Annotated in this window: 23 protein-coding genes; 17 read left to right on the top strand and 6 right to left on the bottom strand. The window is 61.1% G+C overall.

From position 1 onward, the window contains the following. Window positions 1-8: 8 nt before the first annotated feature. The gene (locus E0486_RS06870; protein WP_131851408.1) at window positions 9-1,412 is read right to left on the bottom strand and encodes an ammonium transporter; all 1,404 of its coding nucleotides are present in this window, start codon (window positions 1,410-1,412) and stop codon (window positions 9-11) included. A gap of 374 nt (window positions 1,413-1,786) precedes the next feature. On the opposite strand from E0486_RS06870, the gene E0486_RS06865 reads away from it, so the two are divergent. From E0486_RS06865 to E0486_RS18785, 4 genes are all read left to right on the top strand, one after another. Further along, window positions 1,787-3,472: a hypothetical protein gene (locus E0486_RS06865; RefSeq protein ID WP_131851407.1), complete on the top strand. Its 1,686-nt coding sequence runs from the start codon at window positions 1,787-1,789 to the stop codon at window positions 3,470-3,472. 211 nt (window positions 3,473-3,683) lie between these two features. Further along, window positions 3,684-4,010 carry a GIY-YIG nuclease family protein gene (locus E0486_RS06860; RefSeq protein WP_131851406.1) on the top strand — a complete coding sequence of 109 codons (327 nt, stop codon included), beginning with the start codon at window positions 3,684-3,686 and terminating at the stop codon, window positions 4,008-4,010. A 362-nt stretch (window positions 4,011-4,372) separates the two neighbouring features. After that, window positions 4,373-5,674, top strand: coding sequence for an MFS transporter (locus E0486_RS06855; RefSeq protein ID WP_131851405.1), 1,302 nt, complete (start codon window positions 4,373-4,375; stop codon window positions 5,672-5,674). A gap of 195 nt (window positions 5,675-5,869) precedes the next feature. Then, window positions 5,870-6,046: a hypothetical protein gene (locus E0486_RS18785; protein WP_165917225.1), complete on the top strand. Its 177-nt coding sequence runs from the start codon at window positions 5,870-5,872 to the stop codon at window positions 6,044-6,046. Between the two features lie 590 nt (window positions 6,047-6,636). On the opposite strand, the gene E0486_RS06850 is transcribed toward E0486_RS18785, so the two are convergent. Then, a complete protein-coding gene (locus E0486_RS06850; protein ID WP_131851404.1) occupies window positions 6,637-7,122 on the bottom strand; it encodes a hypothetical protein in 486 nt (161 codons plus the stop codon). 12 nt (window positions 7,123-7,134) lie between these two features. On the opposite strand from E0486_RS06850, the gene E0486_RS06845 reads away from it, so the two are divergent. After that, the gene (locus E0486_RS06845; protein ID WP_131851403.1) at window positions 7,135-7,434 is read left to right on the top strand and encodes a hypothetical protein; all 300 of its coding nucleotides are present in this window, start codon (window positions 7,135-7,137) and stop codon (window positions 7,432-7,434) included. A 226-nt stretch (window positions 7,435-7,660) separates the two neighbouring features. Continuing rightward, window positions 7,661-9,202, top strand: coding sequence for a delta-60 repeat domain-containing protein (locus E0486_RS06840; RefSeq protein WP_131851402.1), 1,542 nt, complete (start codon window positions 7,661-7,663; stop codon window positions 9,200-9,202). A gap of 277 nt (window positions 9,203-9,479) precedes the next feature. Here the strand turns inward: E0486_RS06840 and E0486_RS06835 are convergent, their stop codons facing one another. Continuing rightward, on the bottom strand, window positions 9,480-9,866 hold the full coding sequence (locus E0486_RS06835; protein WP_131851401.1) for a LytR/AlgR family response regulator transcription factor: 387 nt from the start codon (window positions 9,864-9,866) through the stop codon (window positions 9,480-9,482). A gap of 249 nt (window positions 9,867-10,115) precedes the next feature. Beyond that, complete coding sequence (locus tag E0486_RS06830; protein ID WP_131851400.1) at window positions 10,116-11,075, bottom strand: c-type cytochrome; 960 nt, start codon at window positions 11,073-11,075, stop codon at window positions 10,116-10,118. Between the two features lie 103 nt (window positions 11,076-11,178). Here E0486_RS06830 and dctA point away from each other — a divergent pair, with 103 nt between their 5' ends. The 3 genes from dctA to E0486_RS06815 all read left to right on the top strand — a co-directional run bounded on the left by dctA (window position 11,179) and on the right by E0486_RS06815 (window position 14,666). Then, window positions 11,179-12,432, top strand: coding sequence for a C4-dicarboxylate transporter DctA (gene dctA, locus E0486_RS06825; protein ID WP_131851399.1), 1,254 nt, complete (start codon window positions 11,179-11,181; stop codon window positions 12,430-12,432). A 212-nt stretch (window positions 12,433-12,644) separates the two neighbouring features. Next, window positions 12,645-13,880, top strand: a complete 1,236-nt coding sequence (locus E0486_RS06820; protein ID WP_131851398.1) for a PQQ-dependent sugar dehydrogenase — start codon at window positions 12,645-12,647, stop codon at window positions 13,878-13,880. 201 nt (window positions 13,881-14,081) lie between these two features. Then, a complete protein-coding gene (locus E0486_RS06815) occupies window positions 14,082-14,666 on the top strand; it encodes a toxin-antitoxin system YwqK family antitoxin (RefSeq protein ID WP_131851397.1) in 585 nt (194 codons plus the stop codon). On the opposite strand, the gene xth is transcribed toward E0486_RS06815, so the two are convergent. Continuing rightward, on the bottom strand, window positions 14,667-15,440 hold the full coding sequence (gene xth / locus E0486_RS06810) for an exodeoxyribonuclease III (protein WP_131851396.1): 774 nt from the start codon (window positions 15,438-15,440) through the stop codon (window positions 14,667-14,669). 72 nt (window positions 15,441-15,512) lie between these two features. Between xth and E0486_RS06805 the strand changes: the two genes are divergently transcribed. The 7 genes from E0486_RS06805 to E0486_RS06775 all read left to right on the top strand — a co-directional run bounded on the left by E0486_RS06805 (window position 15,513) and on the right by E0486_RS06775 (window position 24,152). Then, a complete protein-coding gene (locus E0486_RS06805; RefSeq protein WP_131851395.1) occupies window positions 15,513-16,283 on the top strand; it encodes an NYN domain-containing protein in 771 nt (256 codons plus the stop codon). Between the two features lie 61 nt (window positions 16,284-16,344). Next, a complete protein-coding gene (locus E0486_RS06800; protein ID WP_131851394.1) occupies window positions 16,345-16,953 on the top strand; it encodes a TetR/AcrR family transcriptional regulator in 609 nt (202 codons plus the stop codon). Window positions 16,954-17,019: 66 nt separating this feature from the next. After that, window positions 17,020-17,622 (top strand): TetR/AcrR family transcriptional regulator, encoded by a 603-nt coding sequence (locus E0486_RS06795; protein ID WP_131851393.1) that lies wholly within the window; start codon window positions 17,020-17,022, stop codon window positions 17,620-17,622. After that, window positions 17,610-18,233: a TetR/AcrR family transcriptional regulator gene (locus tag E0486_RS06790; protein ID WP_131851392.1), complete on the top strand. Its 624-nt coding sequence runs from the start codon at window positions 17,610-17,612 to the stop codon at window positions 18,231-18,233. Before E0486_RS06795 ends, E0486_RS06790 begins: the two co-directional genes overlap by 13 nt. Next, entirely contained in the window at window positions 18,205-19,596 is a 1,392-nt protein-coding gene (locus E0486_RS06785; RefSeq protein WP_131851391.1) for a TolC family protein, read from the top strand. The genes E0486_RS06790 and E0486_RS06785 overlap by 29 nt, the downstream gene beginning before the upstream one ends. A gap of 19 nt (window positions 19,597-19,615) precedes the next feature. After that, window positions 19,616-20,692, top strand: coding sequence for an efflux RND transporter periplasmic adaptor subunit (locus E0486_RS06780; protein ID WP_131851390.1), 1,077 nt, complete (start codon window positions 19,616-19,618; stop codon window positions 20,690-20,692). A 277-nt stretch (window positions 20,693-20,969) separates the two neighbouring features. Then, the gene (locus E0486_RS06775) at window positions 20,970-24,152 is read left to right on the top strand and encodes an efflux RND transporter permease subunit (RefSeq protein ID WP_131851389.1); all 3,183 of its coding nucleotides are present in this window, start codon (window positions 20,970-20,972) and stop codon (window positions 24,150-24,152) included. A gap of 419 nt (window positions 24,153-24,571) precedes the next feature. On the opposite strand, the gene E0486_RS18780 is transcribed toward E0486_RS06775, so the two are convergent. Continuing rightward, complete coding sequence (locus E0486_RS18780; protein ID WP_165917224.1) at window positions 24,572-25,417, bottom strand: universal stress protein; 846 nt, start codon at window positions 25,415-25,417, stop codon at window positions 24,572-24,574. Between the two features lie 430 nt (window positions 25,418-25,847). Here E0486_RS18780 and E0486_RS06765 point away from each other — a divergent pair, with 430 nt between their 5' ends. Further along, window positions 25,848-26,306 (top strand): Hsp20/alpha crystallin family protein, encoded by a 459-nt coding sequence (locus E0486_RS06765; protein WP_165917223.1) that lies wholly within the window; start codon window positions 25,848-25,850, stop codon window positions 26,304-26,306. Window positions 26,307-26,794: the final 488 nt, after the last annotated feature.

Below are 26,794 nucleotides of genomic sequence, written 5' to 3'. Positions count from 1 at the left end.
AAGCGTCGCTACAGCGATTCCCCATGCTGGCTCAAATCCAATCCCAACCGTTCTTCCTCATCGCTCACGCGCAGTGGCAGGATGGCGTTGGTAACGCGCAGCAGCAGCCAGGTGCCGGTGAAGGCAAAGAGCGATACGCCGACGAGTGCAGCAGCCTGCACGAGGAACAATTTCGTTTCGCCAAAGAACAGCCCGTTGCCTCCGATGGCGGGGTTGACGTGCCGGCTGGCGAAGACGCCCGTGAGCAGCATCCCGCTGATGCCGCCGGCGCCGTGGCAGGGAAAGACGTCGAGCGTATCGTCGATGCCCGTGCGGCTGCGGAGGATCACCAGGACGTTGGACACGACGGCGCTGATGAGGCCGATGAGGATGGAATGCGGAATGGTCACATAGCCGGCCGCGGGCGTAATCGCCACGAGGCCTACCACCGCGCCGATGCAGGTGCCCGAGGCCGACATCTTGCGGCCGCGGAGCGCGTCGAAAAGGATCCAGCCGAAGGCCGCCGCGGCCGAGGCCGTGGTGGTGGTGGCCAGCGCCGTGGCGGCCAGCCCGTTGGCACCATAGGCCGAGCCGGCGTTGAAGCCGAACCAGCCGAACCACAGGAGGCCCGTGCCCAGCAGCACGTAGGTGATGCGCGCCGGGTTGTGTTCGGCCAGCGCTCGCCGGCGCATGTAGAGCGCTGAAGCGAGCGCGGCCCACCCGGCGCTCATGTGCACTACGGTGCCGCCCGCGAAGTCGAGCACCCCGAGCTGGTAAAGGATGCCTTTGGGGTGCCAGGTGGCGTGCGCCAGCGGGCAGTAGATAAAGAGCGAAAAGAGGCAGATGAACAGGAGGTAGGAGGTAAACCGGATCCGCTCGGCAAAGGCCCCCGTGATGAGCGCCGGCGTGACGATGGCGAACTTCAGCTGGAAGATGACAAAAAGGGCCAGCGGGATCGTGGGCGCCAGCGGGTACGGGTCGCCGTCGAGCACGCCGCGGAACATAAAGAAGGTGCCCGGGTTGCCGACAACGCCGCCGAGCGAATCGCCGAAGGACAGCGAAAAGCCCACGGCCACCCACAGCAGCGTGATGACCACCATACAGATAAAGCTTTGCAGCATCGTGGACAGCACGTTCTTTTTATTGACCATGCCGCCATAGAAGAAGGCCAGCCCCGGCGTCATGATCAGCACCAGCGCCGTGGCCGTCAGCATCCAGGCCGTATCGGCCGCGGAGATCGCCGCTTTCGAAGCTCCGGAAGGTATCGACGGAAAGGCGAAGCAGAGGGCCACTACAGCCAGCAGCACCAGCAGGGGGGCGGGCGAAAAGCGGCGGCGGCGTTTCCGGTTTCCCGCGGGCGGGTTCCCGGTTCCCGGTTGCCTGTTTCCGGTTTCTGTTTGGGCCTGGACGTCGCTTTGTTGTTGTACCAACATACTAACTAGTTTTTGTGATCCAATCCAGTTTCTCTTACTCCTCCTTGCCTTTGGGAAGAGCCGGGAGTCTGAGGCTGTCGGCTCACGCCTCACGCTTCACGCTTCACGCCTCACGCTTCACGCCTCACACCTCACACCTCACGCCTCACGCTTCACGCCTCACGCCTCACGCCTCACGCTTCACGGAAAAAGTCCCCTGTAGAAACAGCGGACGTAACGATTGCTTGCTATATAGATGGATACTGTTCGGAATCGAAAATAACCGTTGCCGTACAGGGTTTCCAGCCAAAGATTCGGCTTTGCTTTCATCGGGAATGGCAACGTTCCCGGTGCGAAGCCTTGCCCGGCGCTGCTTTTTCGGTAATTTTGCTACGATGCCCAACAGAGCCAGTGACGACCTGTTCAACCTCATTCATTCGCTGCAGAAGGCCGAGAAGCGGAACTTCAAGCTGTACATCACCCGCAACTCCGCCAACGAAGACCTGAAGATCGTACACCTCTTCGATGCCCTCGACAAGATGAAGGACTACGACGAAGCCCTCCTCCTCAAAAAGGTGCCGTCGATCAAGAAGCAGCAACTACCCAACAGCAAGGCACACCTGTACCGCCAGCTGCTGGCCTCGCTGCGCCTCCTGAGCAACGACGAGAACATCGACATCCAGCTCCACGAAAGCCTCGACTACGCCCGCATTCTTTACAACAAAGGGCTCTACATCCAGAGCTTACGCATCCTCGAGCGCCTGAAGGAAACCGCCAAGGCCTACAACCAGGATTCCTTCCTCATCCAGATCATCTCGCTCGAAAAAAAGATCGAGGTGCTCCACATCACGCGCTCCATGGAAGGCCGTGCCGAGCAGCTGACCCACGAGGCCGAGGAGATCAACGAAAAGCGGCGCATCATCACCCACCTGTCCAACCTCGCCCTGCAGCTCTATAGCTGGTACATCAAGAATGGCCACGCCCGCAACGAGCAGGACGAGACCGACGTGAAGGACTTCTTCCGCTACCGCATCAACCGCGCCCTCCGCGTGGCCGCCAAGCACCTCGTGCCAGGCGTGGAAACGACGCTCCCCGAAGGCACCCCCGCGGCCGAACTGGCCCGCATGGGGGTGTCGGCCGAAGCCCTGGCCCGCATGGGTTTTTACGAGGCGCTTTACCTTTTTCAGAGCTACATGTGGTTCGGGTTCATCCGCCAGGATTTCATCCAGTACTACCGCTACGTGCAAAAATGGGTGGACCTTTTTCACCACAACCCGCAGATGATCCAGGTGGAAACGGGCCATTACATCAAGGGCCTCCACAACCTGCTCAACGCCCACTTCGACCTGCGCAACTTCCGCGGCTTCCAGGAAGTACTCGACCGCTTCGAGACCTTCGCCGCATCCGACACGGTGCAGAAGAGCCACAACAACCGGGTGCAGACCTTCATCTACCTCACCACGGCGCGGATCAACCAGCACTTCATGGTGGGCACCTTCCGCGAAGGCCTCGCCCTCGTGCCCTTCATTGAAGAAAAACTGGAAGAATACAACGGCTATATCGACCGGCACCGCGTGCTCGTGTTCTACTACAAGATCGCCTCGCTTTACTTCGGCTCCGGCGACCACGAAAAGGCCATCGACTACCTGCACAAGATCATTCACTGGAAGGTAGACCTCCGCAACGACCTGCAGTGCTACGCACGCCTGCTGCACCTCATGGCGCACTACGAGCTGGGCAACTACGACCTGATGGAATACCTCGTGCGCTCGGTGTACCGCTACATGGCCAAGATGCAAAACCTGACGGTGATCGAGGAGCAGATGTTCGCCTTCCTCCGCCAGCATTTTCACCACTCGCCGCGCAAGGTGCACGAAGCCTTCCGCGCCCTGCTGGAGCAAATGAAGCGCTACGAAAAAAGCCGCTTCGAAACCCGCGCCTTCGCCTACCTCGACATCATCTCCTGGCTGGAGAGCAAAGTGCGGCAGGTGCCTATGGCGGACGTGGTGCGGGAGAAGTACGAAGCGAGCAAGCACCGGCCCGGCAAGCGGGCAGCAGGACTTGTGAGGCGTGAAGCGTGAGGCGTGAAGCGTGAAGCGTGAAGCGTGAGGCGTGACGCGTGAAGCGTGAGGCGTGAGGTTTGTACCGTCATTGCGAGCGCCTCCTCAGGTACCGTCATTGCGAGCGTAGCGAAGCAATCTCTTTCTTTTCGTCACGGCTCCCGGGAAAAGTCCCATCCGCCGGGGTGAAAAATAACAGGGCTGGGCAGCGCTTCCTTCCCAATTTGCAGCTATGATCTATGGCGGGTTTGTATATATCCTTACGTGCAACAGTCGCAAGGCACTTTATGTGGGCGTTACTGCAAACCTTGGGGCGCGGCTTGCAGAACACCGGTCGGCAAAGCCCCGGACATCTTTCACGGCCCGCTACAATACGCATACTTTAGTTTACTACCGCGTGTTTGACCGGATCGAAGACGCCATTGCGGAGGAAAAGCGTCTGAAAGGAGGCAGCCGCGCGCAGAAGATCCGGCTGGTCGAAGCTATGAATCCCGGCTGGGACGACCTTTGGGAGACGCGGCTAAAGCCGGGGCGGCAACCTGGGCCGCAGGCCCGGTGAACAAAAGATTGCTTCGGTGCTGCGGCCTTAGGGCCGCCGCTCCTCGCAATGACGGACCCGGATACTGCGTTCCTTCCTTAAGGGCCGAAAAAAGCCCCAACCAATCGGTCGGGGCTTCAGGAATATCTCTGGTTTGAATTATTTCTTCGGCGCTTTGTTGTTTTTCACAGGAATCGGAACCAGTACCGGTTTTTTCAATCCAAGCAGCACAGCGATGACGTCTCTCAGGTTCATTCGTATGGGGTTTACGTTGAAAAGATGATACAAGGTACACTGGTTTCAGAAACCGTTCTTGTTAAACAACAAAAAACCGGGTAAATATTTTCGGCCGCCAACGGATGCAATGTCCTAGCTTGTCGGCCATGCAAACGAAGCCAACAGAGGGCGCCGACCGGCGCCGGCGGCTGCGGGCCATCCTGGGTGGATCGGCCGGTAACCTGGTGGAGTGGTACGACTGGTATGCCTACTCGGCCTTCGCTCTCTATTTCGCACCGCAATTCTTTCCCGGGCAGGATCGTACGGCCCAGCTGCTCAACAGCGCCGGCGTATTTGCCGTGGGCTTCCTCATGCGGCCCGTAGGCGCCTGGATCTTCGGTCGCCTTGCCGACCGCAAGGGCCGCCGCATCGCTATGACGGTGTCGGTGCTGCTGATGTCGTTCGGCTCGCTGCTCATTGCCTGCATTCCTTCTTATCATCAAATAGGCATCTGGGCGCCCGTACTGCTCTTCGCGGCCCGCCTGCTGCAAGGGCTCAGCGTGGGCGGTGAGTACGGTACCTCGGCCACCTACCTGTCGGAGATGGCCACGCAACGCGCCCGCGGTTTCTACTCGAGCTTTCAGTACGTCACCCTCATCGGCGGGCAACTGCTGGCCATGGCCCTGCTGCTGGGGCTGCAGGCCTGGCTCGATAAAGGGGAGCTCGAGCGCTGGGGTTGGCGCATTCCCTTTGCCGTAGGCGCGGCCCTGTCGGTGGTGGCCTTTTACCTGCGGCGGCGCCTCGAGGAAACGCAAGCTTTCCGGCAGTCGGGGGACGGACCTAAGAAAGGCTCCATCGCCGAGCTGGCGCGGCACCCCCGGGCCGTGTGGACCGTGGTCGGCCTCACCCTCGGCGGCACGGTGGCCTTTTACACCTGGTCGGTATACATGCAGAAGTTCCTTGTCAATACGGTGCAGCTGAGCGTGCCGGCGGCCACGCAGCTGTCGTTCTGGTCGCTGCTGCTGTTCGCGGCGCTGCAGCCCCTGTTCGGCGCCCTGTCGGACCGCATCGGTCGGCGGCCCCTGCTGCTCACCTTCGCCATCGGCGGCACCCTGGCCACCTACCCGTTGTTGCGGGCCCTGGAGGACGTACGAAGCCCCGGGGCGGCCTTTGCCATCCTCATGGCGGGGCTGCTGCTGGTGAGCGGCTACACCAGCATCAATGCCGTGGTGAAGGCGGAGCTTTTCCCGGCCCGCATCCGGGCCCTGGGCGTGGGCCTGCCCTACGCGCTGACGGCGGCGGTGTTCGGCGGCACGGCGGAATACCTCGCGCTCTGGGCCAAGAAAGCCGGTCATGAGTCCTGGTTTTACGCCTACGTGACGGCCTGCATCGCTATCTCGGGCGTCGTCTATCTGCGGATGCGCGAAACGCGGCATACGCGGCTGGAAGGGGAAGAGCCGTCACTTTAACAAACAGTTTAATGCGTTGGCGATGCGATTGCGGCTGCGCGTAAACCCTTACGGGGCGGGGGTTTAAGCCTTAAGCCGGTTCGGTTTGGGATACCAGTGAGGACCCTTGTTGTGCTTGTTGCCCCCATATGGGTGAAGTATCTTTATATCCATCGCCGGGAGCCCGGCCATTACTCACCAAAAACCACCCGCCAGATGGACAAGACCCCACACGTACGCAAGCCGGAGCAGCAGCCGCTCACGTTGGTACCGAAGCAGGAACCCCGGCCGCTCACGGTCGCTTACCACAGTGAGCAGGAGATCCTGGCGCTGCAGGAAAAAGCCCGCCTTTATGGCCGCAGCTATCCTGTCGGCGGATACCAGGGTCTTTAAGTGAGCCCTATCTTATTACCAACGCTTCCCTTCCTGGAGGCGTTTTTTGTGCGCCGCCGGGGCCGGGCCTTGGTACAAATCGTAGCGCCGTTGCGCCGTCCTGCCGTAGCGTGCAAGGCCGCTTGCGGCCGCCTCCTGACCGCCCAAGGGCGGTCTTTGCGACTGCGGCGCTTCACAATGGCACCATGGCACGACGACGCAACGAACTTCCCTTTCCCAGAGCGCCCTTTTCCCGCCAACCAGAACCCGTTCCCCAAAAGGAGGAACGCTTTCGTACCGCGACAGAAAAGTTTCCCCGCGCACCCAAACCCATTCCCCACGGAACAGAAAACGTTCTATCCGAAACATAAAACGTTCCCCTCGAAACATAAAACGTTCCCCACTTTGGGGAACGTTTTCGGGTCCGGACAGAAAAGTTTCCCCTTGCGGACCGAACCGGTTCCTCAAAAGGAGGAACCGGTTCGTGCCCGGACAGAAAAAATTAGGGTGGAAGCAGAACCGGGTGGCCAGGGACAAGGTAGGGCCAAATAAAACCGCGTCCGTAGGGGACGCGGTCGGTAACGAGGTGTTTCTCAGGCAGTTAGGGGCGCTTAGGCGCCGGTGGCGGGTGCCGGCTTCTTGCGCCGGCCGCGTTGGGGAAAGCGGGTGACCATGTCGTCGTAGATGCCTTGGGCACCGGCCACCCCTTTGTCGGCCGCCGTTTTTACCGACCCGTAAAAGAGGAGCGTGGCTTCGAGTGCCTCGGCGCCCGACAGGGCAAAGCCGTCCTCGAGGCCGGCGCAGAGTTGTCGGGCCAGCTGCAGCAGGGGGCGGTAGGCCCGCACGTTGTCTACGTCGATTTGCAATTCCCGCGCGTCCACGATGCCGGGCACCAGCTCCGGGTGTGCTTTGGCGTGCTCGGCACCCTTGAAAACAAAGTGCTCGGAGCGATCGCCCATGCGGTTCATCGCCGCGCGCTGCTCGGCCGAGAGCGTAAACAGCCAGGGGGCCAGGATCTGCTTCAGCTCTTCCAGCTTGGTGGCAGCGGCGGCCTGTACGTCTACGGGAATGGCCTGGTTGGAAAGATTCTCGATCATAAAAATGGGGTTTTGAATGAAGAATCAGATAACCCCATCAAGGTACCGCGCCGGGGACGTGGACCCCTGCGTACCTGTACGGTATTTGCTGCGTATTTGTACGGTTTTTTATTGCAAGATTGCGCAAGCTGCGGGTGGACGGTGAAGCACTACACGGGCCCGCTGCTGCAGGAACAGAGCTACTATTCTTTCGGGCTGCAAATGGCGGGGATCTCAGCCAAGGCGTTGAACAAGCTGCCCCGTGCCTATCAGTTCAATGGCGGCGTGGAGCTGGATGAGGAGACGGGGCTGCGGTTTCATTCGTCGGATTGACTTGCAGCGCTACTAACGGAGGCGACCTTTCTAAAACCTTCCATCCACAGACCCTTCGCTTCGCTCCCGGTGACAAAGAGCCTGCAGAGCGGGCCCTTTGTGCTAAAACCATTCGCAGCCGTAGTTCTACGGTTCAGCAGTCCGGATCCACGGTTCGCCCACATTGCTTTCTCCGTCTGCGCGGCGTTTCCTTTTTTAGCGCCGAATCCAATTCTATTCTGTTCCTATGAGAAAGCTCTGGCTCCTGTGCCTGGCCCTGGCGGCCGGTGCCCTGTCGCAGGCACAATCGTACATCCGCGACAACCTGTTCAACTACAACCTGCCTACGGCTACCATCAACGTCCGCGACATCGCGCTGTACAAGGACAAGCGCCTGCTCATCGCCGGCGAGTTCCACGCCTACAGCTCCGTGCTCGGCAGGAGCAAGGTGCTCCGTCTCACGCCGCAGGGCGCGCCCGATCCTACGTTCACCGTGCCCACGATCGCCGGCGGGCGGGTCAACTGCGTGGCCATCCAGCCCTGGGACAGCGCGATCGTCATCGCCGGCGGCTTTACCACCGTCAACGGGGTGGCGCGCAGCGGCATCGCGCGCTTGCTGCCCTCGGGGGCGCTCGACCCCACCTTCAACCCCGGCAGCGGCATCTCCGGCGGCTGGGCCGGCGACCTCATCATCCTCTCGGTGGTGATCCGTAATTCTACGGACGCCACGAAGCGGCGGATCATTGCCGGCGGACTATTCACTTACTACAACGGCACGGCCATCGCCGGCGGCAGCGGCGGCGGGCTCGTGCAGCTCTTTACCGACGGGTCGCTCGACGCCGCCACCTCGCCCCGCGTGGAAGGCGCCGTGAACCACCTTGCCCTCGATGCGAACGACAAGCTGCTGGCGGGCGGAGAGTTCTATAAAGTGAACGGCAGCGAGGTATGGCGCTTCGCCCGCTTCAACAGCGACGGCAGCACCGACAATACGCTGTGGACGGGCCGCTGGGACGGGTTCAACAGCACGGTCACCTCGGTGCATGTGTACAAAGGGAAGATCTACGTAGGCGGCTTTTTCACGCAGTATCGCGGCAACAATTCGGGGCGCCTCGCGCGCCTCAACGCCGACGGCTCCTGGGACGCCACTTTCAACGTGGGCGCCGGCTTTTCGGGCAGCGGCACCGCGCTTTGCACGCAGGGCGTGGAGGTCCATTCGCTGGCCTTCATGAGCAACGACAAGGTGATCGTGGGCGGCAACTTCACGTCCTGCCAGGGCAACACGGCCTACCGCGTTGCCCGTCTCAATACCGACGGCTCGTACGACGCCACCTGCATCACCGGCACCGGCTTCGACCAGTGTGTGAACAAGCTGCTGTACCAGGGCACCGACGACAGCCTCGTGGTGGGTGGCTTCTTCAATTCCTTCCGCGATGAAACGCAGGGTACGGTGCTCCGTATCCGCAAGCCGCCGTCTACGATGCTGCTGTCGCTGACGCCGCCCGCCGAGCCGCAGCGCGCCGCGGCGCCGGCGGAAGGAGCGTATCCCAATCCCTGCACCGTAGTAGTACGGGTGGCGCTGCCCGGCCGCCCCGACGGGGCAGTGGACGCTACCTGGACCGCCATCGACGGACGTGAAGCCCTGCATACGCGCGCGCCCTTGCGGCGCGGTACCGTAGATCTGCCGTCGGGCACGCTGGCCCCGGGCGCCTGGCTGCTCCGCATCTCGGATGCAACGGGGGCGCCGCTGTGGCAACAAACCGTGGTAAAAGCGGGGAGCCGGCCCCGTTAGCCTGCAGAAAGGGGCGATTTACGAACCGCTTTCGCCGGTTGACGGAAGTCGGGTTTGTATCGTTGTCAAAACAACCTTTTTTGCGGGCTCGAAGAATGTGTGTGTTCTTCCCCCTATGAAAACGTCCGGTATCCTTGAAAAACCATCCATGATCCTTTGAAAGCCGGAAAATCATTCGATCCAGGAAAAACCAACAACGCCGCATTGCTTGCTAAGGCCGACGGTCACCATCCGACAGAATGATTTGAAAAGGCGCCTCCGGGCGCCTTTTTCCGTTTCAGCCACCGATCCAGCGCTTGAAGTCGGGCACCTTGTCGCGGCTGACGAACACTTCCTCCCGGAAGGGCGGCACGAGTGTCAGCCGCAGGCGGCCACTGTGGTGCACGGTGATACCGGTGATGGCGTTGAAGCAAATGAGGTGCGCGCGATTGATGCGGAAGAACTGCGCCGGGTCGAGCAGCGATTGCAGCTCGGTGAGCGAATGCTCCAGCACGTAGCGCTTGTCGTCGGTGGTCCGGATAAAGGTGATGTTGTTGTCGACGAAGAAGTAGGCGATGTCTTCCACGCCGATCGGGATCAGCTTTTCGTTGATGCGGATGAGAAAGCGCCGCTTGTATTTTTCAGGATGCGGAAAGGCACAGGCTTTCCATTCTTGCTGGTCCATTGGTGTTCGTGGTTGGCTTGCGGCAAGTTGCGCTCTTTTCGGCTATGCCTGCCGCACAGTTGGCTGTATTGCCATTGCGCCCGTTGAACGGTGGGATCGTTTGTATGAACTGCACCCTGGAAGAGAAAGAACGCAGGTTTTATATGATTTCTACGATTAACGCAGTTTTACTTTTTTGCGTGCGTCAGCAAATCATAACGAATCTTAATAAGTCCGCGTATCCCGCATGCGGGATCTGCGTTCTTTCTCTCACGGCGCCCGCTCCACCCGGTGCTGCTGCACGGGGACGGTCTTCAGGTAGGCCCAGATGGCGCGCAGCTCGTTGTCGGTAAGTTGCGAGTAGGGCTGCATGGGCTCGCGGAGCGCATCCTGCCCATGGGGCAGCTTGCCGAATTTCACCGCCTGGATAAAGTCTGCTTCGTCCCATTTGCCGATGCCCGTTTCGGGGTCCATCGTGATGTTGCGCGACACGATCTTCTTGCCGCCTGGTGTATACATCTCGTTGCCGCCGCCGAAGAAGCCCGGCGACTTTTCGGGGTTGAAGTAGTCGTTCCTGGCGAAGTCCCGGGAGTGGCAGCTGAAACATTCGAGCTGGGCCACGGCGATGTATCGGCCCCAGGCCACGGCATTGCTGGTATCGGGCGCCGGGATCGCCGCCGCCGGGTAGGGGAAGGGCTTCAGCACCTTGATGTTGCTCAGGAACTTGGTAAGGAAGGACGGCTCCGTATGAGGCTGCTCCGTCGCGTCGGCCTGTACCCAGGGATGATCGGAACGGAGAAAGGCGATCACCGACTGCAGGTCTTCGTCGGAGAGGTGCACCAGCTTGGGCATGTAGGGCGGGAGGTAGGTGCCATCGGGCTTGAGGCCGGTGCGGAGCAGGTAAGCCAGCTGCCCGTCGGTCCAGTTGCCGATGCCGTGCGCTTTATCGTGCGTGATGTTGCGGGCATAGATGGTTCCGAATTGCGGCACTTCGTCCATGCGGCGGCCGGTAAAGCGGTTGGTGTTCGGGTCGAGGTGGCAGCTGCGGCACAGCATGGAAGCCAGCTTCTGGCCCTGCGCAATGCGCGCCGGCGAGGACGCCACTTGTAGTTGTACGGTGCCGGCTTTGTAGGAAGGGATGCCGCGGATGGCGACGAAAGAGGCAAAGAGGCCGATAATGACGACCAATCCGAAAAGGAGGATGCCCAGGTAACGCAGGACTTTTTTCATAAACGACGTTTTTTAAAGTTGGTTTCAGGTGTCGTCCATAGTGTTGGCCCGGTTAAGCTAGAAATAATTCTACATTTAGCGCGGCCGCTTTCAAAAATTCTACATGAAAATCGTACGACTGCTCTACGTGCAGGTGCTGATCGGCATCGCCCTCGGCGTGCTGGCCGGGCTCTTTTTCCCTGGCTTCGCGCCGGTAGCCAAACTGATCAGCGAATTGTTCATCAATGCGATCCGCATGGTCATTGCGCCGGTGATCTTCTTTACGGTGGTGGCCGGCATCGCAGGCGCCGGCAACCTGCGGCAGGCGGGGCGCATCGGGCTGAAGGCGCTGATCTACTTCGAGATTGTGAGCACGCTGGCCCTTGTGCTGGGGCTGGTAATGGCCAACCTGCTGCAGCCGGGGCGCGGCGCCGCGCACCTCGCGGGCAGCAACGGACAGGTGCAGGAGCTGACGCAAAAAGCCGCCGCCATGGACTGGCCCTCGTTTTTCACCCACCTCGTTCCCGCCAACATCCTCGATGCCTTCGCCCGCGGCGAGATCCTCCAGGTGCTGCTGTTCAGCGTGCTCTTTGCCGTAGGCCTCCGGTCCGTGGGCGAGCCGGGCCGGCGCCTGCTCGTTACGTTCGATACATTCAACAAAGTATTATTCCGCATCCTGCACCTGGTGATGCGCGTCAGCCCGATCGGGGCCTTTGGCGGTATGGCCTTTACCGTGGGCAAGTACGGCGCCGGCAGCCTGGCGGCGATGGGCCGACTGATGGCCACTTTTTACGGCACCGGCTTGTTGTTCCTGTTCGTGGTGCTGGGACTGCTGTGCCGCGCGTATGGCTTTTCGTTCCTGAAGTTGCTGCGCTACATCCGGGCCGAGCTGGCCATCGTGCTGGGCGCCTCCAGCAGCGAGCCCGTGCTGCCGTCGCTGATGGAGAAAATGCGGCGCGCGGGTGTCGACGAGGAAGTGGTCGGACTCGTGGTGCCCACCGGCTACAGCTTCAACCTCGATGGCACGGCCATCTACCTGAGTATGGCCATCATCTTTATTGCGCAGGCGTACGGCATTTCATTGAGCCTCGCGGAGCAGCTGACCGTCATCGGCGTGCTGCTGCTCACCAGCAAGGGTGCCGCGGGCGTCACCGGCAGCGGGTTGCTGGTGCTGGCCTCCACCTTGGGCGCGCTCAAGATCATCCCGATCGAGGGGCTTGCCCTGCTGGTGGGCGTGGACCGCTTCATGAGCGAGGGCCGCGCGCTGGTGAATTTCATCGGCAATGCCGTGGCCACGGTGATCATCGGCCGCAGCGAAGGCGCCGTGAACGATGCACGCCTGCAGGCTGCGCTCAATGGGCATCCGGAACCTTTATAGAATATTCCAGCCGTCATTACGAGCATAGCGAAGCAATCTCACCCTCGCTGAGGCTGCTGCCTCCTGGCTGCCGACTGGGCGTGCAACAGATTGCTTCGAGGACCCCGACCGTTCCGTCGGGATCCCCTCGCAATGACGAACGGTTTGCGTCGGCGGGACCAGGGTCTTTCGTGACCGGCCCGCACTTACTTTAGGAGGGTAAAACAAAGCCCATGAACCATACGATCCTGATCCTGTGCGCAGGCATCACGGCGGTTGCCGGCGCGCAGTGCGGCAACAGCGCCATGCACAGCGGCTCCACGCCGACGAATGATTCGACGCCGGTGGAAACCCGGAAGCCCAACTCGGATTACCGACCCGCCTTTGCCGGGCAGACGCGGGCGCCGGGTGTGCACAGCAAAACGCCTTGGGAAGCCAAAGTGCTGACGCGGGCGCTCTCCAGGCCCTGGGGCCTGACGGTACTGCCCGACGGGCGGCTGCTGATTACGGAGAAGGGCGGCACGATGCGGATCGCCGGTACCGACGGAACACTGAGCGCGCCCATCACGGGACTGCCGGCCGTCAACGACGCCGGACAAGGCGGCCTGCTCGACGTGGCCATCGATCCCGCATTTGCACAAACCCGCTTCGTTTACTGGACCTTTTCCGAAGCCCTTCCCGAAGGCAACCTCACCGCCGTGGGCAAGGGCAAGCTGTCCGCCGACGAGCGCCGCATGGAAGGGGCGACGGTCATTTACCGGGCACGGCCGGCCTACGACGGTACGCTGCACTACGGCGGCCGCCTCGTGGTGGACAGCGCCGGCTACCTTTTTGTGTCCACCGGGGAGCGCTCCGACCTGGCTACGCGCCCGCAGGCGCAGTGGCTCAACTCCGCGCTGGGCAAGGTGCTCCGCATCACCCGCGACGGGCAGCCGGCCCCGGGCAATCCCTTCTTCAATCAAAAGGACGCTTTCCCCGAACTGTATTCCTACGGACACCGCAACATCCAGGGGCTCGCCCTGCATCCCGAAACCGGCGCGCTCTGGGAATCCGAGATGGGGCCGCGCGGCGGCGATGAAGTGAACCGGATCGAAGCGGGGAAAAATTACGGCTGGCCGGCCATCACTTATGGCATTGAATACAACGGGTCGAAGGTGGGGCCGGGGGCTACGCAGGCACCCGGGATGGAGCAACCGGTGTATTACTGGGACCCAGTGCTCTCGCCGAGCGGCATTACGTTTTACAGCGGCGCCGCCCTGCCCGAGTGGAAAAACAATTTGTTCCTCTGCGGCCTCAACAGCCAGCACATCGCCCGCCTCGTGATCGTCAACGACCGCGTGGTTGGGGAGGAGCGCCTGCTGGAGGGAGAAAAGCATCGCTGGCGCGCCATCACCGAGGGCCGCGACGGGGCCCTCTATGCCGTTACCGATGGCAGCCCGGGATTGCTGTACCGGATCGCGAAACGTTAGGCAAGCATACGGTGTCCCCCGTTGTGCGAACCGGCCCCAGGGGAACGGGCGTGATAAGCGTGTATTTTTTTAATGCGGATGGGAGGGAGCGATTCCCGGAGCGCACGAAGACTGCAAACGTTGCGGGCAGCCGCCTGATCCAACCTGTTTGTTGCCGGAAACAAATGGCCCCGCCGGAAGCGGGGCTTATCTTTATCGGATATGCACCTGCAGGAAGAACGGTATCCGTCCGGGGCGCTCTGCTCCATCCGCCGCATCGAGAACGGTGCGCCCGCCAACGGCTGGTCGGTAACGCAGTATTTCGAAAACGGCCAGTTGGCCCGCACGGAATGCTGGAGCCACGGCCTGCTGATCGAGCTCAAAACCTTCGCCGAAGACGGGGCGCAGCGAGCGCACCAGATCTACAACCACCGGCTGAAGGCGCTGGTGGACCGACCCGTAGTGGATCAGAAGAACGTGGTCCGGCCCAACATCGTCAGCGGCTGCGCCCATATGGGCTTTTACCTCCGCCACCTGCCGGCCATCGCCGCCTACATCGGCGCCGAGTATGACGAGGACGAGCTGATGCGCACCTTCAACGGGTTTTTCGCCAGCCCGATGGGCAATACGTGGGAGCACGGCGAAGACGAGCCCCTGACGCTGCAGTGGCGGCTCGCCGGGCCGCAACTGGTTTTTTACATCCTGTTCGAAGAAGGCGAGATGCTGTATTTCTGGCACTTACGGACGCCAGACGAGGAAAGCTATACCGCCGCGCGCACGTTCATGGAAGCCCTGCCCCGCGACTGATCAATCCTGCAATTCGATCCACACCGGCGCATGGTCGCTGGTCTTTTCCCAGCCCCGCACGTCGCGGTCCACGCCGCCGGCCCGCAGGCGCGGCACGAGCTCGTCGCTCAGCAGGAAGTGGTCGATGCGGATACCGGCATTGCGGCTGAAGGCGCTGCGGAAATAATCCCAGTAGGTATAGATCGTCTCGTCGGGGTAGAGGTGCCGCAGCGCATCGGTCCAGCCCTGTTTGACCAATTGCGCAAAGGCCTCCCGCGATTCGGGGAAGAAGAGTGCGTCGCCGGTCCAGCGCTCGGGCTTGTAAGCGTCCTGCGGGGTGGGAATGACGTTGAAGTCGCCGGTGAGGAGTACGGGTTTCTTGCTTTTCAGCAGGCCTTTGGCGTGGTCGTGCAGGCGCTTCATCCAGGCCAGCTTGTAGTCGAACTTCGGTCCCGGGGCCGGGTTGCCGTTGGGCAGGTAGAGGCAGCACACGCGGATTCCGGCCACGTCGGCTTCGATATAGCGGCTCTGCTCATCGTCGGGGTCGCCATCGAGGCCTTTCCGTATTTCTACGGGCGCGCCCACGCGCGACAGGATCGCCACGCCGTTCCAGCTTTTCTGGCCATGCCACACGGCTTCGTAGCCGGCGGCGCGGAGCTCTTCTTCGGGAAACGCATCGTGGGGCTTTTTCAGTTCCTGCAGGCAGGCCACGTCGGGCGCTTTTTCTTCCAGCCAGCGGAGCAGCACGGGCAGGCGCGCCGTGATCCCGTTGATGTTGTAGGTGGCGATCTTCATGCTTTCGAAGTAACGACATTTCAGGGGCGGCAGGCCGCCTTCCGTTGAATATTTATTTTTTAAATTGCCATGATGGATGCACATAAAGATTTGCGACTGGCGGTGTTGATCGATGCCGAGAATATCCCCAGCAGCTATATGACCGGGATCTTCGAGGAGATCGTTCGTTTCGGCACCCCCACCTACAAGCGGATCTATGGCGACCTGTCGAAGACCGCCCTGGCGTCCTGGAAGCAGGTGATCCTCGACAATGCCTTGACGCCGATGCAGCAGTACAGCTATACCAAGGGAAAGAACGCCAGCGACAGCGTCCTCATCATTGATGCCATGGATATTTTGTATTCGGGGCACGTGGACGGCTTTTGCATTGTGTCGAGCGACAGTGATTTCACCCGGTTGGCCACCCGCCTCCGGGAGTCGGGCAAGATCGTTTTCGGTTTCGGCGAACGGAAAACGCCGCTGCCGCTGATCAAAGCCTGTAATAAATTCATCTATATCGAGATCCTGAAAGAGGAACCCCGTACCCCGGCCCACCCGGCGCACAGCGCTCCCGGTGTAAAAGGCCGGGCAGAGCATGTCAAGGAATCTCCTGTCACACCGGACCGCGACTTGCTGGTCCGTATGATCTCTGAATCGATCAGCGACGGCGCCGATGAGAACGGTTGGGTATTCCTGGGTGCGCTGGTAAGCCTGCTCATCAAGAAAAGCCCGGATTTCGACCCACGGAACTATGGGTTCAAGAAAATGCTTCCGCTGGTCAAGAGCCTGCCGGAGTTCGAAGTAGACGAGCGGAAGTCGAGCGACAAGAATGTCAAGAATGTGTACGTTCGCCTGGGCGCCTGAATCCTTTTCCTCGCTATTTCGCCGGGCGCGTGCATTTTTTCACTAACTAGCGACCAGATTAATGGCCACCGATCAGAAACGTGAGAGCATCCTGGAAGCCGCGATCCGCCGCTTCGCCCACTTCGGTGTGGCGAAGACCACCATGAACGAGATCGCGGCCGACCTCTCGATCTCCAAGGCCCTGCTGTATTATTATTTCCCCGACAAGATGAGCCTTTACGCGGCCGTGCTGGAGCACATCAGCGAGTTGGACCGCGCCCGGCACGATTCCGAGCTGGAGCAGGAGCGCGACCCCATGCGCGCGCTGGAACGCTACCTAGACATCCGCACCGACTTCATCCTGAAATATTACCAGGTGCTCGAACACCTCAAAGCTTTTAGCCCCGCCACGCTCCCGGAGCCGCTCCTGCGGATCTTTGATAAACTACGCCGCAACGAACTCGACCGGATTTCCGCCATTATGGAAAAAGGCAGGGCCGCCGGGCTCTTTAAGATCGATCATGCCCGGAAGAGCGCCGAGCTGTATTTCGACTTCCTCGACGGGTTCCGCGTCGCCCAGCTGTCGGCACAGCCCAACATCTTTCCCGAAAAAAAGCAGTTCAGCGCCATCCTCCGGCGGGAAAAGGAATTTTCACGAATCTTTCTGAACGGACTTACCTGCGATCGCTGATCGCATTTTTTTTGTCCTTACCTTTGACTTATCAAACAAAAAAGTCAAACAGTCAAAAGGTAAGGAATGAGGGAGACAGGACAGCGTGAACGGATTCTGGAAGCGGCGAAGCGGCGCTTCGCCCATTTCGGCATCGCCAAGACGTCGCTGACCGAGATCGCCGACGACCTGGCCCTGACGAAGCAGGCCCTGAGTTATTATTTCCCCGACAAGCAGTCGCTCATCCGCGAGGTGACGGCCGGGCTGCTCGGTCAGTATCTCGAACAACTGGAGCAGCAGCTCAAAGCGAATGGGTCCGTGCACGAGGCGCTCCTGGAGCTGGTAGGCCTACGCGGCCGCTTTTCGCGGCAGTATTACCTGTTTTTTACACAGCTGGAGCACGACGGCCAATGGTTCAACCGGGCCGCCAAGGCCACGCTGCTGCGCCTCGCCCGTCGCGAGCAACTACTCCTCGAAGCGCGCCTCGAGCGGGGCGTCTCGCTTGGCGAGCTACGCACGCAGGACGTCCGGACCGCCGTTCGCACGCTGCTCGATACCCTGACGATGCTGGGCCGGGTAAACCGCGGCTGCCCGCCCGATGAAAAAGTTTTTGCGGCGCTGGAAGAAAAGCAGCGTGCCCTCATTACCCTTATTTATAACGGACTTGGAAATAAGCCATGGAAGAACTGATCCTCGATAGGGCCCGCACCCTCTTTTTCAGCTTCGGGCTGAAAAGTGTGTCGATGGACGATGTTGCCCGCCAGTGCGGCATCTCCAAGAAAACGCTGTACCAGCATTTTGCCGACCGCGAAACGCTGGTGGACACCGTACTGGAATCGCTACTGTCGGACCATGCCACTGCCAGCCGCGCTAGTGCTGCCGCGGCCCGCAACGCTGTGGAAGAACTCGACCTGCTCCTGAGCGGACCGTTTTGCCTCCTCGCCGGGATCAACTGGACCTTTTTCTATGAGCTCGAGAAAGCTTTTCCCAAAGCCTGGCAGCGCCTGCAGCAGTACAGCCGCGGCGACCTGAAGGAAGCCGTACTCCGTAACCTCGAACGCGGGATAGAAGAAGGAACCTACCGCACGACTTTGAACCGGGAATTCACCGCCGAACTGCGCATCCACCAGCTGCGCACGGCACTGCAGCCCGGTGCTTTCGGTGCCTTGCTGCCCGGCCCGGCGCTCATGCGCCAGCTGACCCTTTTTTACGGCTATTCGATCACCAATGAAAAGGGCCGCAAACTGATCTCCAACTATTTCAACGATAACGATGAACCAGGAAAAAACAAGAAGAAGTAAGCCGGTCCTCGGGACCCTGCTGCTGCTCGCGGCGGGCTCGCTGTCCGCGGTAGCGCAGGCGCCGGCGGCGCTGCAGGAGCTCCGTCTCAAAGACGCCGTCACTTATGCGCTCAAGGCCAATTCCGACGCGCGCAAGGCGCGCCTCGACGTGGAAAACGCCGAGTACCGCGTCGACGAAGTGCGCGCCAGCGCGCTGCCGCAGGTGACGGGCACGTCGGCCCTCACCTATAATCCATTGCTCCAGAAGTCGGCCCTGCCCAACATCTTCGGCGCCAACCCAAATCCCAACGAAACGATCCTCGTGGCCTTCGGCCAGAAGTGGAACGCCAACGCCGGGATCGCTGTGCAGCAGAACCTGTTCAATAAGTCGGTTTTCACCGGCCTGAAGGCCGCGCGCACCAGCCGCGAGTTTTACCAGCTCAATGCCCAGCTCACCGAGGAACAGGTGATCGAGCAGGTAGCCACCAACTATTACCAGGTGCTCGTGCAGCGCCAGCAGGTGGCGGTGGTCGATTCGTCGCTCGCCAACACGCGCCGGGTGGCCGGCGTGCTGCAAAGCCTTTACCAGAACGGTCTCGCCAAAAAGATCGACGTGGACCGCATCAACGTGAACATCTCCAACCTCGAAACGCAGCGTCAGCAGGTGCTCAATGGCGTTGCCTTGCTGGAGAACCAGTTGAAGCTTTATATGGGCATGCCCATCGGCACGCCGGTACGCATCCCGGACGTAGACCCAGCCCGCATCGCGCCGCAGGCCGTTCCCGCCACCGATTCGGTGGACCTGACGCGCCGCACCGAGGTGCTCGTGCTGCGCAAGCAGGGCGAGCTGCTGGAGCAGCAGAAAGAGAACTACCGCAACGAATATTTTCCCACGCTGTCGCTCGGCGGCAACTACTCGTACCAGGGCACCGGCAACACGTTCCCGGTATTCAAGGGGCAAAGCGGGGGCGCCAACTGGTTTCCCGCCGCGGCGGTATCGCTCAACCTGCGTGTGCCCATCTTCAACGGCGGGGCCACGAAGGCGCGCATCCGCCAGGCCGACATCAGCATCCGCAAGCTCAACGAAGACATCAACAATGCGTCGCTGGGGCTCAACCTCGCTTTTGAAAATGCCCGCACCCAGATCAACAACAACATCCTGACACTGAGTAACCAGCGCGCCAACGTGCGGCTCGCCGAGCAGGTGTTCAGCAACACGCAGAATAATTACAACAACGGCCTGGCCACCCTCACCGACCTGCTCGACGCCGAGCGCTCGCTCACCGAAGCGCGCAGCAACCTGTCGTCGGCGCTGCTGAACTACCGCGTGTCGGAGATCCAGCTGGTGAAGGCCCGCGGTCAACTACAAACATTAGCACAATAACCAACGCAAGAAAAGTATCATGAGAAAGAACAAGATCCTTCGCATCGTGGTCACCCTGGTAGCCGTCATCATTGCCTTCGGCGGCATCGCGGCCGTGCTGACGCGCAACAAGAAAAAAAACGCGGAAAAGACGGCTGTCGTGTCGCAGGTGAGCGGCGACGTAGCGGTGCGCGTAAGCGCCGTGACGCGCCAGGCCCTGCAGGCCGACTTCAACGCCAACGGCAACTTCGCACCGGCGCAGCAGGTGAACCTCGCCGCCGAGAACGCCGGCCGCGTCACCCGCGTGCTGGTGGACGAAGGCAGCTACGTGCGGGTGGGCCAGACCCTCGCCGTAATCGAGATGGACCAGCTCAACATCGACGCCGAAAGCGCCGAGGCGGCTTACCAAAGCGCCCTGCGCGACCAGCAGCGCTTCGAGAACGCCTACAAGACCGGCGGTGTCACGCAGCAGCAGCTCGACCAGGCGCGCCTGCAGGCCAGCACGGCTAAATCGCGCCTCCAACAAGCCCGCATCCGTGTGGGTAATGCGGCCGTCCGCTCCTCGATCAGCGGCATCGTGAACAAGCGCATGGTGGAGCCCGGCATGGTGGTGAACCCCGGCACCGCGCTCTTCGAGCTGGTGGATGTGGCCCGCCTCAAGCTGGCCCTCACCGTCAACGAAGCGCAGGTAGCCAACCTTCGCATCGGCGCGCCGGTCAGCGTGAAAGCCTCCGTGTTTCCCGATAAGACCTTCGCCGGCAACGTGACCTTCATCGCGCCCAAGGCCGACGCCTCGCTCAACTTCCCCGTAGAGATCACGCTGGCCGCCAACCCGGGCAACGTGCTGCGCGCCGGGATGTACGGCACCGCCGTATTCCGGTTCCCGCAGCAGGCCGCGGCCCTTGTGGTGCCGCGCGGCGCCTTCGTGGGCAGCACGGCCTCCAACCAGGTGTTTGTGCTCGACAAGGGCAACGTAGCGCACCTCCGCAACGTGGTGGCCGGCCGCACCATCGGCGAGCAAGTGGAGATCCTGCAAGGCCTCAATGAAGGCGAGCAGGTGATCACCAGCGGCCAGATCAACCTGCATGAGGGCAGCGCGGTGACGCCGATCAAGTAATTCTTTGAAACCGTCATTGCGAAGGCTGCAGTGAAACGGAGGCCTGAAGCTACTACGGTCCCGTCATTGCGAGCAAAGCGAAGCAATCTCTTCCTCGCTGGCTCTGCCGATCCTTTTGGCTGCAACGTGGACGTGTAGCAGATTGCTTCGCTCCACTTCGTTGCGCTCGCAATGACGGGCTCCAAGTGGCTGCGCTCGCAATGACGTTCAAAAAAGGGCGCAGTGGGCGCCAGCGCCAACACAACAATTTTCCGTAAGGAGCAACAAAACAACGAACATGAAACTCGCAGAAATATCGATCAAGCGGCCCACGCTGGTGATCGTGCTTTTTATCGTATTAATCCTGGGTGGCCTGCTCAGCTACAGCACGCTGGGCTACGAGCTGCTGCCCAAGTTCGCGCCCTCGGTGGTGTCGGTGGTGTCGGTATACCCGGGCGCCTCGCCCTCGGAGGTGGAGAACACCGTTTCTAAAAAGGTGGAAGATGCCGTGTCGGCGATGGAGAACATCAAGAAGCTCGAGGCGCGCTCGTACGAGAGCGTTTCGATCGTGACTATTACGCTGAAGAGCGGCTCTGATGTGGACTATGCGCTCAATGACGCGCAGCGCCGCATCAACGCCATCCTCAAAGACCTGCCCGAAGACCTCGACCCGCCGACGCTGAACAAGTTTTCGCTCGATGACCTGCCGGTGATGACCATCTCGGCTTCGGCGAAGCTCTCTGAATCGGAGTTCTACGACCTCGTTGACCAGCGCGTGGCGCCGGTGATCGCCCGCACCGAAGGCGTGGCCAAGGTGAACCTCGTGGGCGGCCAGGAGCGCGAGATCCAGGTGTCGCTCGATGCCAATAAGCTCCAGGGCTACGGCCTCACACTGCTGCAGGTGCAACAGGCTGTACTCACGTCCAACCTCGACTTCCCTACCGGCTCGCTGCAGACCCGCGACCGCGACATCCTCATTCGCCTGTCGGGTAAATTCAAGACGGTGGACGAGCTGCGCAACCTCGTAGTGGCCACTACCCGTGAAGGGGCGCAGGTACGCCTCGCGGACGTGGCCGACGTGCAGGATGCGCAGAAGGACGTGGACAAGCTCGCCCGCGTGAACCGCCAGTCGGCCATCGCCCTCCAGGTGGTGAAGCAGTCCGACGCCAACGGTGTGGAAGTGAGCAAGCAGGTGCGCGCTTCGCTCGTTAAATTACAAGCCGACTACGCCAGGAGCGGTCTGCAGCTGAACGTGGCCAACGACGCCTCCACCTACACGCTGCAGTCGGCCGACGCCGTGATCCACGACCTGGTGCTCGCCATTATCCTCGTGGCCTTCGTGATGCTGTTCTTCCTGCACAGCGTGCGCAACGCCCTCATCGTGATGGTAGCCATACCCGCCTCGCTCATCGCCACCTTTATCGGCATGGCGCTGATGGGCTACACGCTCAACCTCATGTCGCTGCTCGGCCTCTCGCTGGTGGTCGGTATTCTTGTGGACGACGCCATCGTGGTGCTTGAAAACATTTACCGCCACATGGAGATGGGCAAGAACCGCGTGCGCGCCGCCTACGACGCCACGAAGGAGATCGGCTTTACGGTCACCTCCATCACGCTCGTGATCGTAGTGGTGTTCGTGCCCATCGCCCTCAGCACGGGCCTCGCCGCCGACATCCTGAAACAGTTCTGCGTAACGGTATCGATCGCTACGCTGTTGTCGTTGCTCTCTTCGTTCACCATCGTGCCCTGGTTGTCTTCGCGTTTCGGCCGCCTGGAAAAGATCACCGGCAAGACCTTCTTCGGCAAGATCATTCTGGCCTTCGAGCGCGGGCTCAACAAGTTTACCAACTGGGTGACGGGCCTGCTGAAGTGGGCGCTGGCGCACAAGAAGACGACGCTGGGCGTGGTGTTCGCGCTGCTGGTAGCATCCTTCTGGCTGGTAGGTGCCGGCTTCGTGGGCGCCGAGTTCTTCGCCAAGAGCGACCGCGGTGAGTTCCTGGTGCAGCTGGAACTTCCCAAGGACGCCTCCATCGAACGCACCAACGCGCTGACGCAGGTAGCCGAGGATTTCCTGCAGAAAAAAGAAGGCGTTACGCGCACCATCGCCACCGTGGGCCAGTCCAGCGACGGTATGGGCGCCACGCAATCGACCCCCTATAAATCCGAGATCAACGTGCAGCTGGTGGAGAAGGCGAAGCGCGCCGACGACTCGTACGTGTTTGCCGCAAAAATAAAGCGCGAGCTGGAGCCGCTGCTGGTAGGCGCCAAGGTAAAGACCGTACCCGTGAGCATCCTCGGCTCGGCCGAACAGGCGCCCATCGCCCTCGTGGTGACGGCCCCCGACCTCGACAGCGCGATGCTGTTTGCCAACGCGGCGCTGGACCAGCTCCGCACCGTACCCGGCGCCACCGAGATGCGCCTGTCCGTAGAGACCGGTACGCCCGAAGTGAGCGTGCAGGTGGACCGCGACAAGATGGCCGCCCTCGGCCTCAACCTCGCCACCGTAGGTCAGACGATGCAGACCGCCTTCAGCGGCAACAACAATGGGAAGTTTCGCCAGGGACAAAACGAATACGACATCAACATCCGCTACGGCTCCTTCAACCGCCAGAGCGTGGAAGACGTGGGCAACCTGCAGTTCATCAACAACGGGGGGCAGGTCATCCGCCTCAACCAGTTTGCGGCCGTGCGCGAAGGCTCGGGCCCGAGCCAGCTGGAGCGCCGCGACAAGAGCGCCTCGGTAACGGTGCAGGCCCAGTCGGTGGGCCGCCCCACGGGCTCCATCGCCGCCGAGTGGCAGAAGAAATTCGAAGGCCTGCATGCACCCACCGGTGTGAGCTGGGTGTGGGGGGGCGATATGGAAAACCAGTCGGAAGGCTTCGGCTCGATGGGCATTGCCCTGCTGGCGGCGATCGTGCTGGTGTACCTCATTCTTGTAGCGCTCTATAACTCCTTCGTATACCCGCTGGTGGTGCTCTTCTCGATCCCGCTGGCCATCATCGGCGCCTTCCTGGCGCTGGCGCTGACCAACAACTCGCTCAACATCTTCACCATCCTCGGGCTCATCATGCTGATCGGCCTCGTGGCGAAGAACGCGATCATCCTGGTGGACTTCACCAACCAACGGAAGGCCGAGGGCGCCACGACGTACCAGGCCCTGCTGGATGCCAACCATGCGCGCCTGCGCCCGATCCTGATGACCACCATCGCGATGGTGATCGGTATGCTGCCCATTGCGCTGGCTGCCGGCGCCGGCGCCGAGTGGAAGAACGGCCTTGCCTGGGTCATCATCGGTGGGCTGATCTCTTCGCTGTTCCTGACGCTGGTGGTGGTGCCGGTGATGTACGCCATCTTTGACAAGCTGATCGCCAAAGCCGCGCGCGGCAAGCAACCGCAGCCCATCGGGCAGCTGATGGTGGCCGACTACGAGCCGCTGTCGCCCGAGGCGGCGGGGCATGGCTTCGACCCCTCGCATATCTAGTTATTCCTATGACTGGCCTTGAACAAGAAAGGCGTTGCTGACAGATGATAAAACACGAAAGGGAAGCGCAAGCTTCCCTTTTTCGTTGGGAGGGCTCTGACCCATCCCCCGGCCCCTTTCCAAAGGGAAGGGGAGCGGTTGGTTCCCGGATGGTGACGGGCAAATGCTTGTCATTGCGATCCGCCAGCTGGCGGAGCAGTAATGACGCTTCGCGTTGCACAAACCGGCGCCTCGATGCGGCGAGCTCCCGTTCGCACTCCGTCGGCCGGAGCCTTGGTGGAGGCCGAAGCGAACGGGATGACATTCCGGGGCTTTGCGCGCCTGGGGCCCATACGCTCGAAGCGTTTCTTACCCACCATGGCGTACGCGCACAGTTCCAATCCGACGTCGGTCAGAGACTTTGCGACTTTACACGGCACCTACTTCAAGATCAGCACCGGGTACTGCGTATTGCGGTACAGGGCCTCCGACACGCTCTTATGCGTGAGGGCATAGAGGAAGCTGTGGCGCCGGGGCAGGGCCACGATCAGTTGTATGTCCGTGCCGGCGGCGAATTGAAGAATGCCCGCGAGCTCGGTGGGTGCGGAGATGCGGTGAAAATGGTAGGGGCGATCTTTCAAAAAGCGTTGCAGGTGCTCCAGGGCCTTCGCCTCGTTGGCGGGCTTTGAGCCGCGGCCGGGGGTATCCACGTGCAATACTTCGAGCTGCAGGTCGCCTCCCTGCGTGGCCTGGCTGAGGCAGGGCAGGCGTCCGAGGCTGTCGGTCTGCGCCAGGTTGCAGGGCACGAGTACCGAACGGAGCTCCTGGTAAGCACAACCCGCCGGAACCACCAGCACGCGCACCGGGCTGGCGCGGGCGAGCTCGATCAGTTTGGCCGATACAAAGGAGTCGCTCTCGTATTCCTGGTTGTCGCTGCCGGCCACGATCAGGTCCGGGGATTCCTGCTCCACGAGCTGCAGCAGGGTACGCACGAGGGGCTGGTCGCTGAGGGCCGTAAAAATACGGATGCCGGGCCCGGCGGCGGTCGTCAGCTCTTTGCACAGGGAGTCGAGCACTTCCTTTTCTTCTTCATAAAAGCGTCCCTTTTCCTGCTGGCTCAGGAGCATGTATTCGGCCGAGGTGGCCATGTCTTCGAAATAGGAGTGGAACAGCGACCGCACGAGGATGACGCGGTCGTAGCCGTAGCGCCGGCACCAGTGCAGTGCAAATTCGGCCGCGTTGCGGGCGGTAGGGCTGAAGTCGATGGGAAGGAGCATCGTTTTCATGGCGTAGCGGTTGGCGTACGAGGAAAGGGGACAGCCGGAGCTGCTTGTCTCCCTAAAGTTCCGGTCTTTTCGGTTACCGTAAACGTTGGGCTTGGGGCTATTTCCCCGGGGCAAGTAGCCAGGGGCGGCCGCAGGCGGCCTTTTTTCGCAACGACGCAACAGCACAACGACACAACGATTTTTTTCCTGATTGTCGTGCCTGCGGGCCGCGGTGCCGCCGTGCCGTTGCGCTGGAGGGGCGACCGCTCCGCAGCCGCGCCAGCGCGGCTTTTGCGTTGGCGGGAGCTGAGCAAAGTCCCCGTTCATTTTGACAGGAGCGGATGGGCTCTCCTGCAATTTTTTCGCGACCTGCGCCAGAATTTCCGGTCTGCGTGCCTTTGCATAAAACTTGTGGCAAAAAAGAAAAAAGGAGGTCTTTATGAGCAGCATCATGAAAAGAAATGGAGACAATTCGGGCATGCAGCGCAGCGCCGGCCAGGCCCTGCCGTTCAATGGTTTGATGAATGGTGTCCTCAGTCGCTTCTTCGACGATGATTTCCTCGGCTATGACGGACGTCGCTCGATCCCGGTCAACATCCGCGAGACCGACAAGAGCTATGAGCTCGAGCTGGTAGCGCCGGGACTGCGCAAGGAAGATTTCCGCATACAGCTCGACGACAAGACGCTGACCATTTCCTTCGAACACAAGGAAGAGGAGCGCAACGAATCGGAGAAGAACTACCTGCGCCAGGAATACCGCATGCAATCGTTCTCCCGCAGCTTCAACATCGACGACAGCATGGTCGATGCCGCTAAGATCAGCGCCCGTTACGAAAACGGCGTGCTGTGGCTGAGCCTGCCGAAAAAAGAAGGAGCGCAGCGCCAGCGCCGCCAGATCGACATCGCCTGACATTTGCCCGGATGTAACGAGGCCTCCCGCCTGGCGGGAGGCTTTTTTGCGTGCAGCCGGCAGCGGCGGCCGCAAGCGGCCTTCGTTCGCAACGATACGACGGCGCAACGAATACATCCGATTCATTCGATCGCGCACCGCTAAGAGACTGTCTAAAATTAAGTGGTTGATTACCTGATGGTAAGTACTGCCTCGAAGAGGCAGCATGTTGGTAGCCCCGGGTGTAACCCGGGGTAGCGTGAGCCGGGGTGAGCAGGCGCGCCCTGTAGGGGCGCCACTTTATCCCGGAGGCTTAAGCCTCCGGAAGGGCCCGTTCTACGCGGTGGCACCCCTACAGGGTGCGCGGTTAACCTACCCGCATTTAACCCCGGGTTGCACCCGGGGCTACCGATATTCCGTCCCGTCGGGACGGTTCGCTACTAGCGCACATTCAACGATTTATTTTTAGACAGCCTCTAACCGAATAGAGGATCTTTCTGATTGAGATA

It is taken from the genome of Flaviaesturariibacter aridisoli (genome assembly GCF_004343705.1).
Classification (GTDB): Bacteria; Bacteroidota; Bacteroidia; order Chitinophagales; family Chitinophagaceae; genus Flavisolibacter; species Flavisolibacter aridisoli.
This window is presented reverse-complemented; position numbering and strand designations above follow the sequence as displayed.

Bases quoted from the DNA above. Each gene is read 5' to 3' on its own strand.
- E0486_RS06815 (WP_131851397.1), top strand. From the start codon at position 14,082: ATGCACCTGCAGGAAGAACGGTATCCGTCCGGGGCGCTCTGCTCCATC.
- E0486_RS06790 (WP_131851392.1), top strand. From the start codon at position 17,610: ATGGAAGAACTGATCCTCGATAGGGCCCGCACCCTCTTTTTCAGCTTC.
- xth (WP_131851396.1), bottom strand. From the start codon at position 15,440: ATGAAGATCGCCACCTACAACATCAACGGGATCACGGCGCGCCTGCCC.
- E0486_RS06860 (WP_131851406.1), top strand. From the start codon at position 3,684: ATGATCTATGGCGGGTTTGTATATATCCTTACGTGCAACAGTCGCAAG.
- E0486_RS18780 (WP_165917224.1), bottom strand. From the start codon at position 25,417: ATGAAAACGATGCTCCTTCCCATCGACTTCAGCCCTACCGCCCGCAAC.
- E0486_RS06830 (WP_131851400.1), bottom strand. From the start codon at position 11,075: ATGAAAAAAGTCCTGCGTTACCTGGGCATCCTCCTTTTCGGATTGGTC.
- E0486_RS06780 (WP_131851390.1), top strand. From the start codon at position 19,616: ATGAGAAAGAACAAGATCCTTCGCATCGTGGTCACCCTGGTAGCCGTC.
- E0486_RS06775 (WP_131851389.1), top strand. From the start codon at position 20,970: ATGAAACTCGCAGAAATATCGATCAAGCGGCCCACGCTGGTGATCGTG.
- E0486_RS06855 (WP_131851405.1), top strand. From the start codon at position 4,373: ATGCAAACGAAGCCAACAGAGGGCGCCGACCGGCGCCGGCGGCTGCGG.
- E0486_RS06805 (WP_131851395.1), top strand. From the start codon at position 15,513: ATGGATGCACATAAAGATTTGCGACTGGCGGTGTTGATCGATGCCGAG.
- E0486_RS06850 (WP_131851404.1), bottom strand. From the start codon at position 7,122: ATGATCGAGAATCTTTCCAACCAGGCCATTCCCGTAGACGTACAGGCC.
- dctA (WP_131851399.1), top strand. From the start codon at position 11,179: ATGAAAATCGTACGACTGCTCTACGTGCAGGTGCTGATCGGCATCGCC.
- E0486_RS06795 (WP_131851393.1), top strand. From the start codon at position 17,020: ATGAGGGAGACAGGACAGCGTGAACGGATTCTGGAAGCGGCGAAGCGG.
- E0486_RS06870 (WP_131851408.1), bottom strand. From the start codon at position 1,412: ATGTTGGTACAACAACAAAGCGACGTCCAGGCCCAAACAGAAACCGGA.
- E0486_RS06765 (WP_165917223.1), top strand. From the start codon at position 25,848: ATGAAAAGAAATGGAGACAATTCGGGCATGCAGCGCAGCGCCGGCCAG.
- E0486_RS18785 (WP_165917225.1), top strand. From the start codon at position 5,870: ATGGACAAGACCCCACACGTACGCAAGCCGGAGCAGCAGCCGCTCACG.
- E0486_RS06840 (WP_131851402.1), top strand. From the start codon at position 7,661: ATGAGAAAGCTCTGGCTCCTGTGCCTGGCCCTGGCGGCCGGTGCCCTG.
- E0486_RS06800 (WP_131851394.1), top strand. From the start codon at position 16,345: ATGGCCACCGATCAGAAACGTGAGAGCATCCTGGAAGCCGCGATCCGC.
- E0486_RS06865 (WP_131851407.1), top strand. From the start codon at position 1,787: ATGCCCAACAGAGCCAGTGACGACCTGTTCAACCTCATTCATTCGCTG.
- E0486_RS06835 (WP_131851401.1), bottom strand. From the start codon at position 9,866: ATGGACCAGCAAGAATGGAAAGCCTGTGCCTTTCCGCATCCTGAAAAA.
- E0486_RS06785 (WP_131851391.1), top strand. From the start codon at position 18,205: ATGAACCAGGAAAAAACAAGAAGAAGTAAGCCGGTCCTCGGGACCCTG.
- E0486_RS06820 (WP_131851398.1), top strand. From the start codon at position 12,645: ATGAACCATACGATCCTGATCCTGTGCGCAGGCATCACGGCGGTTGCC.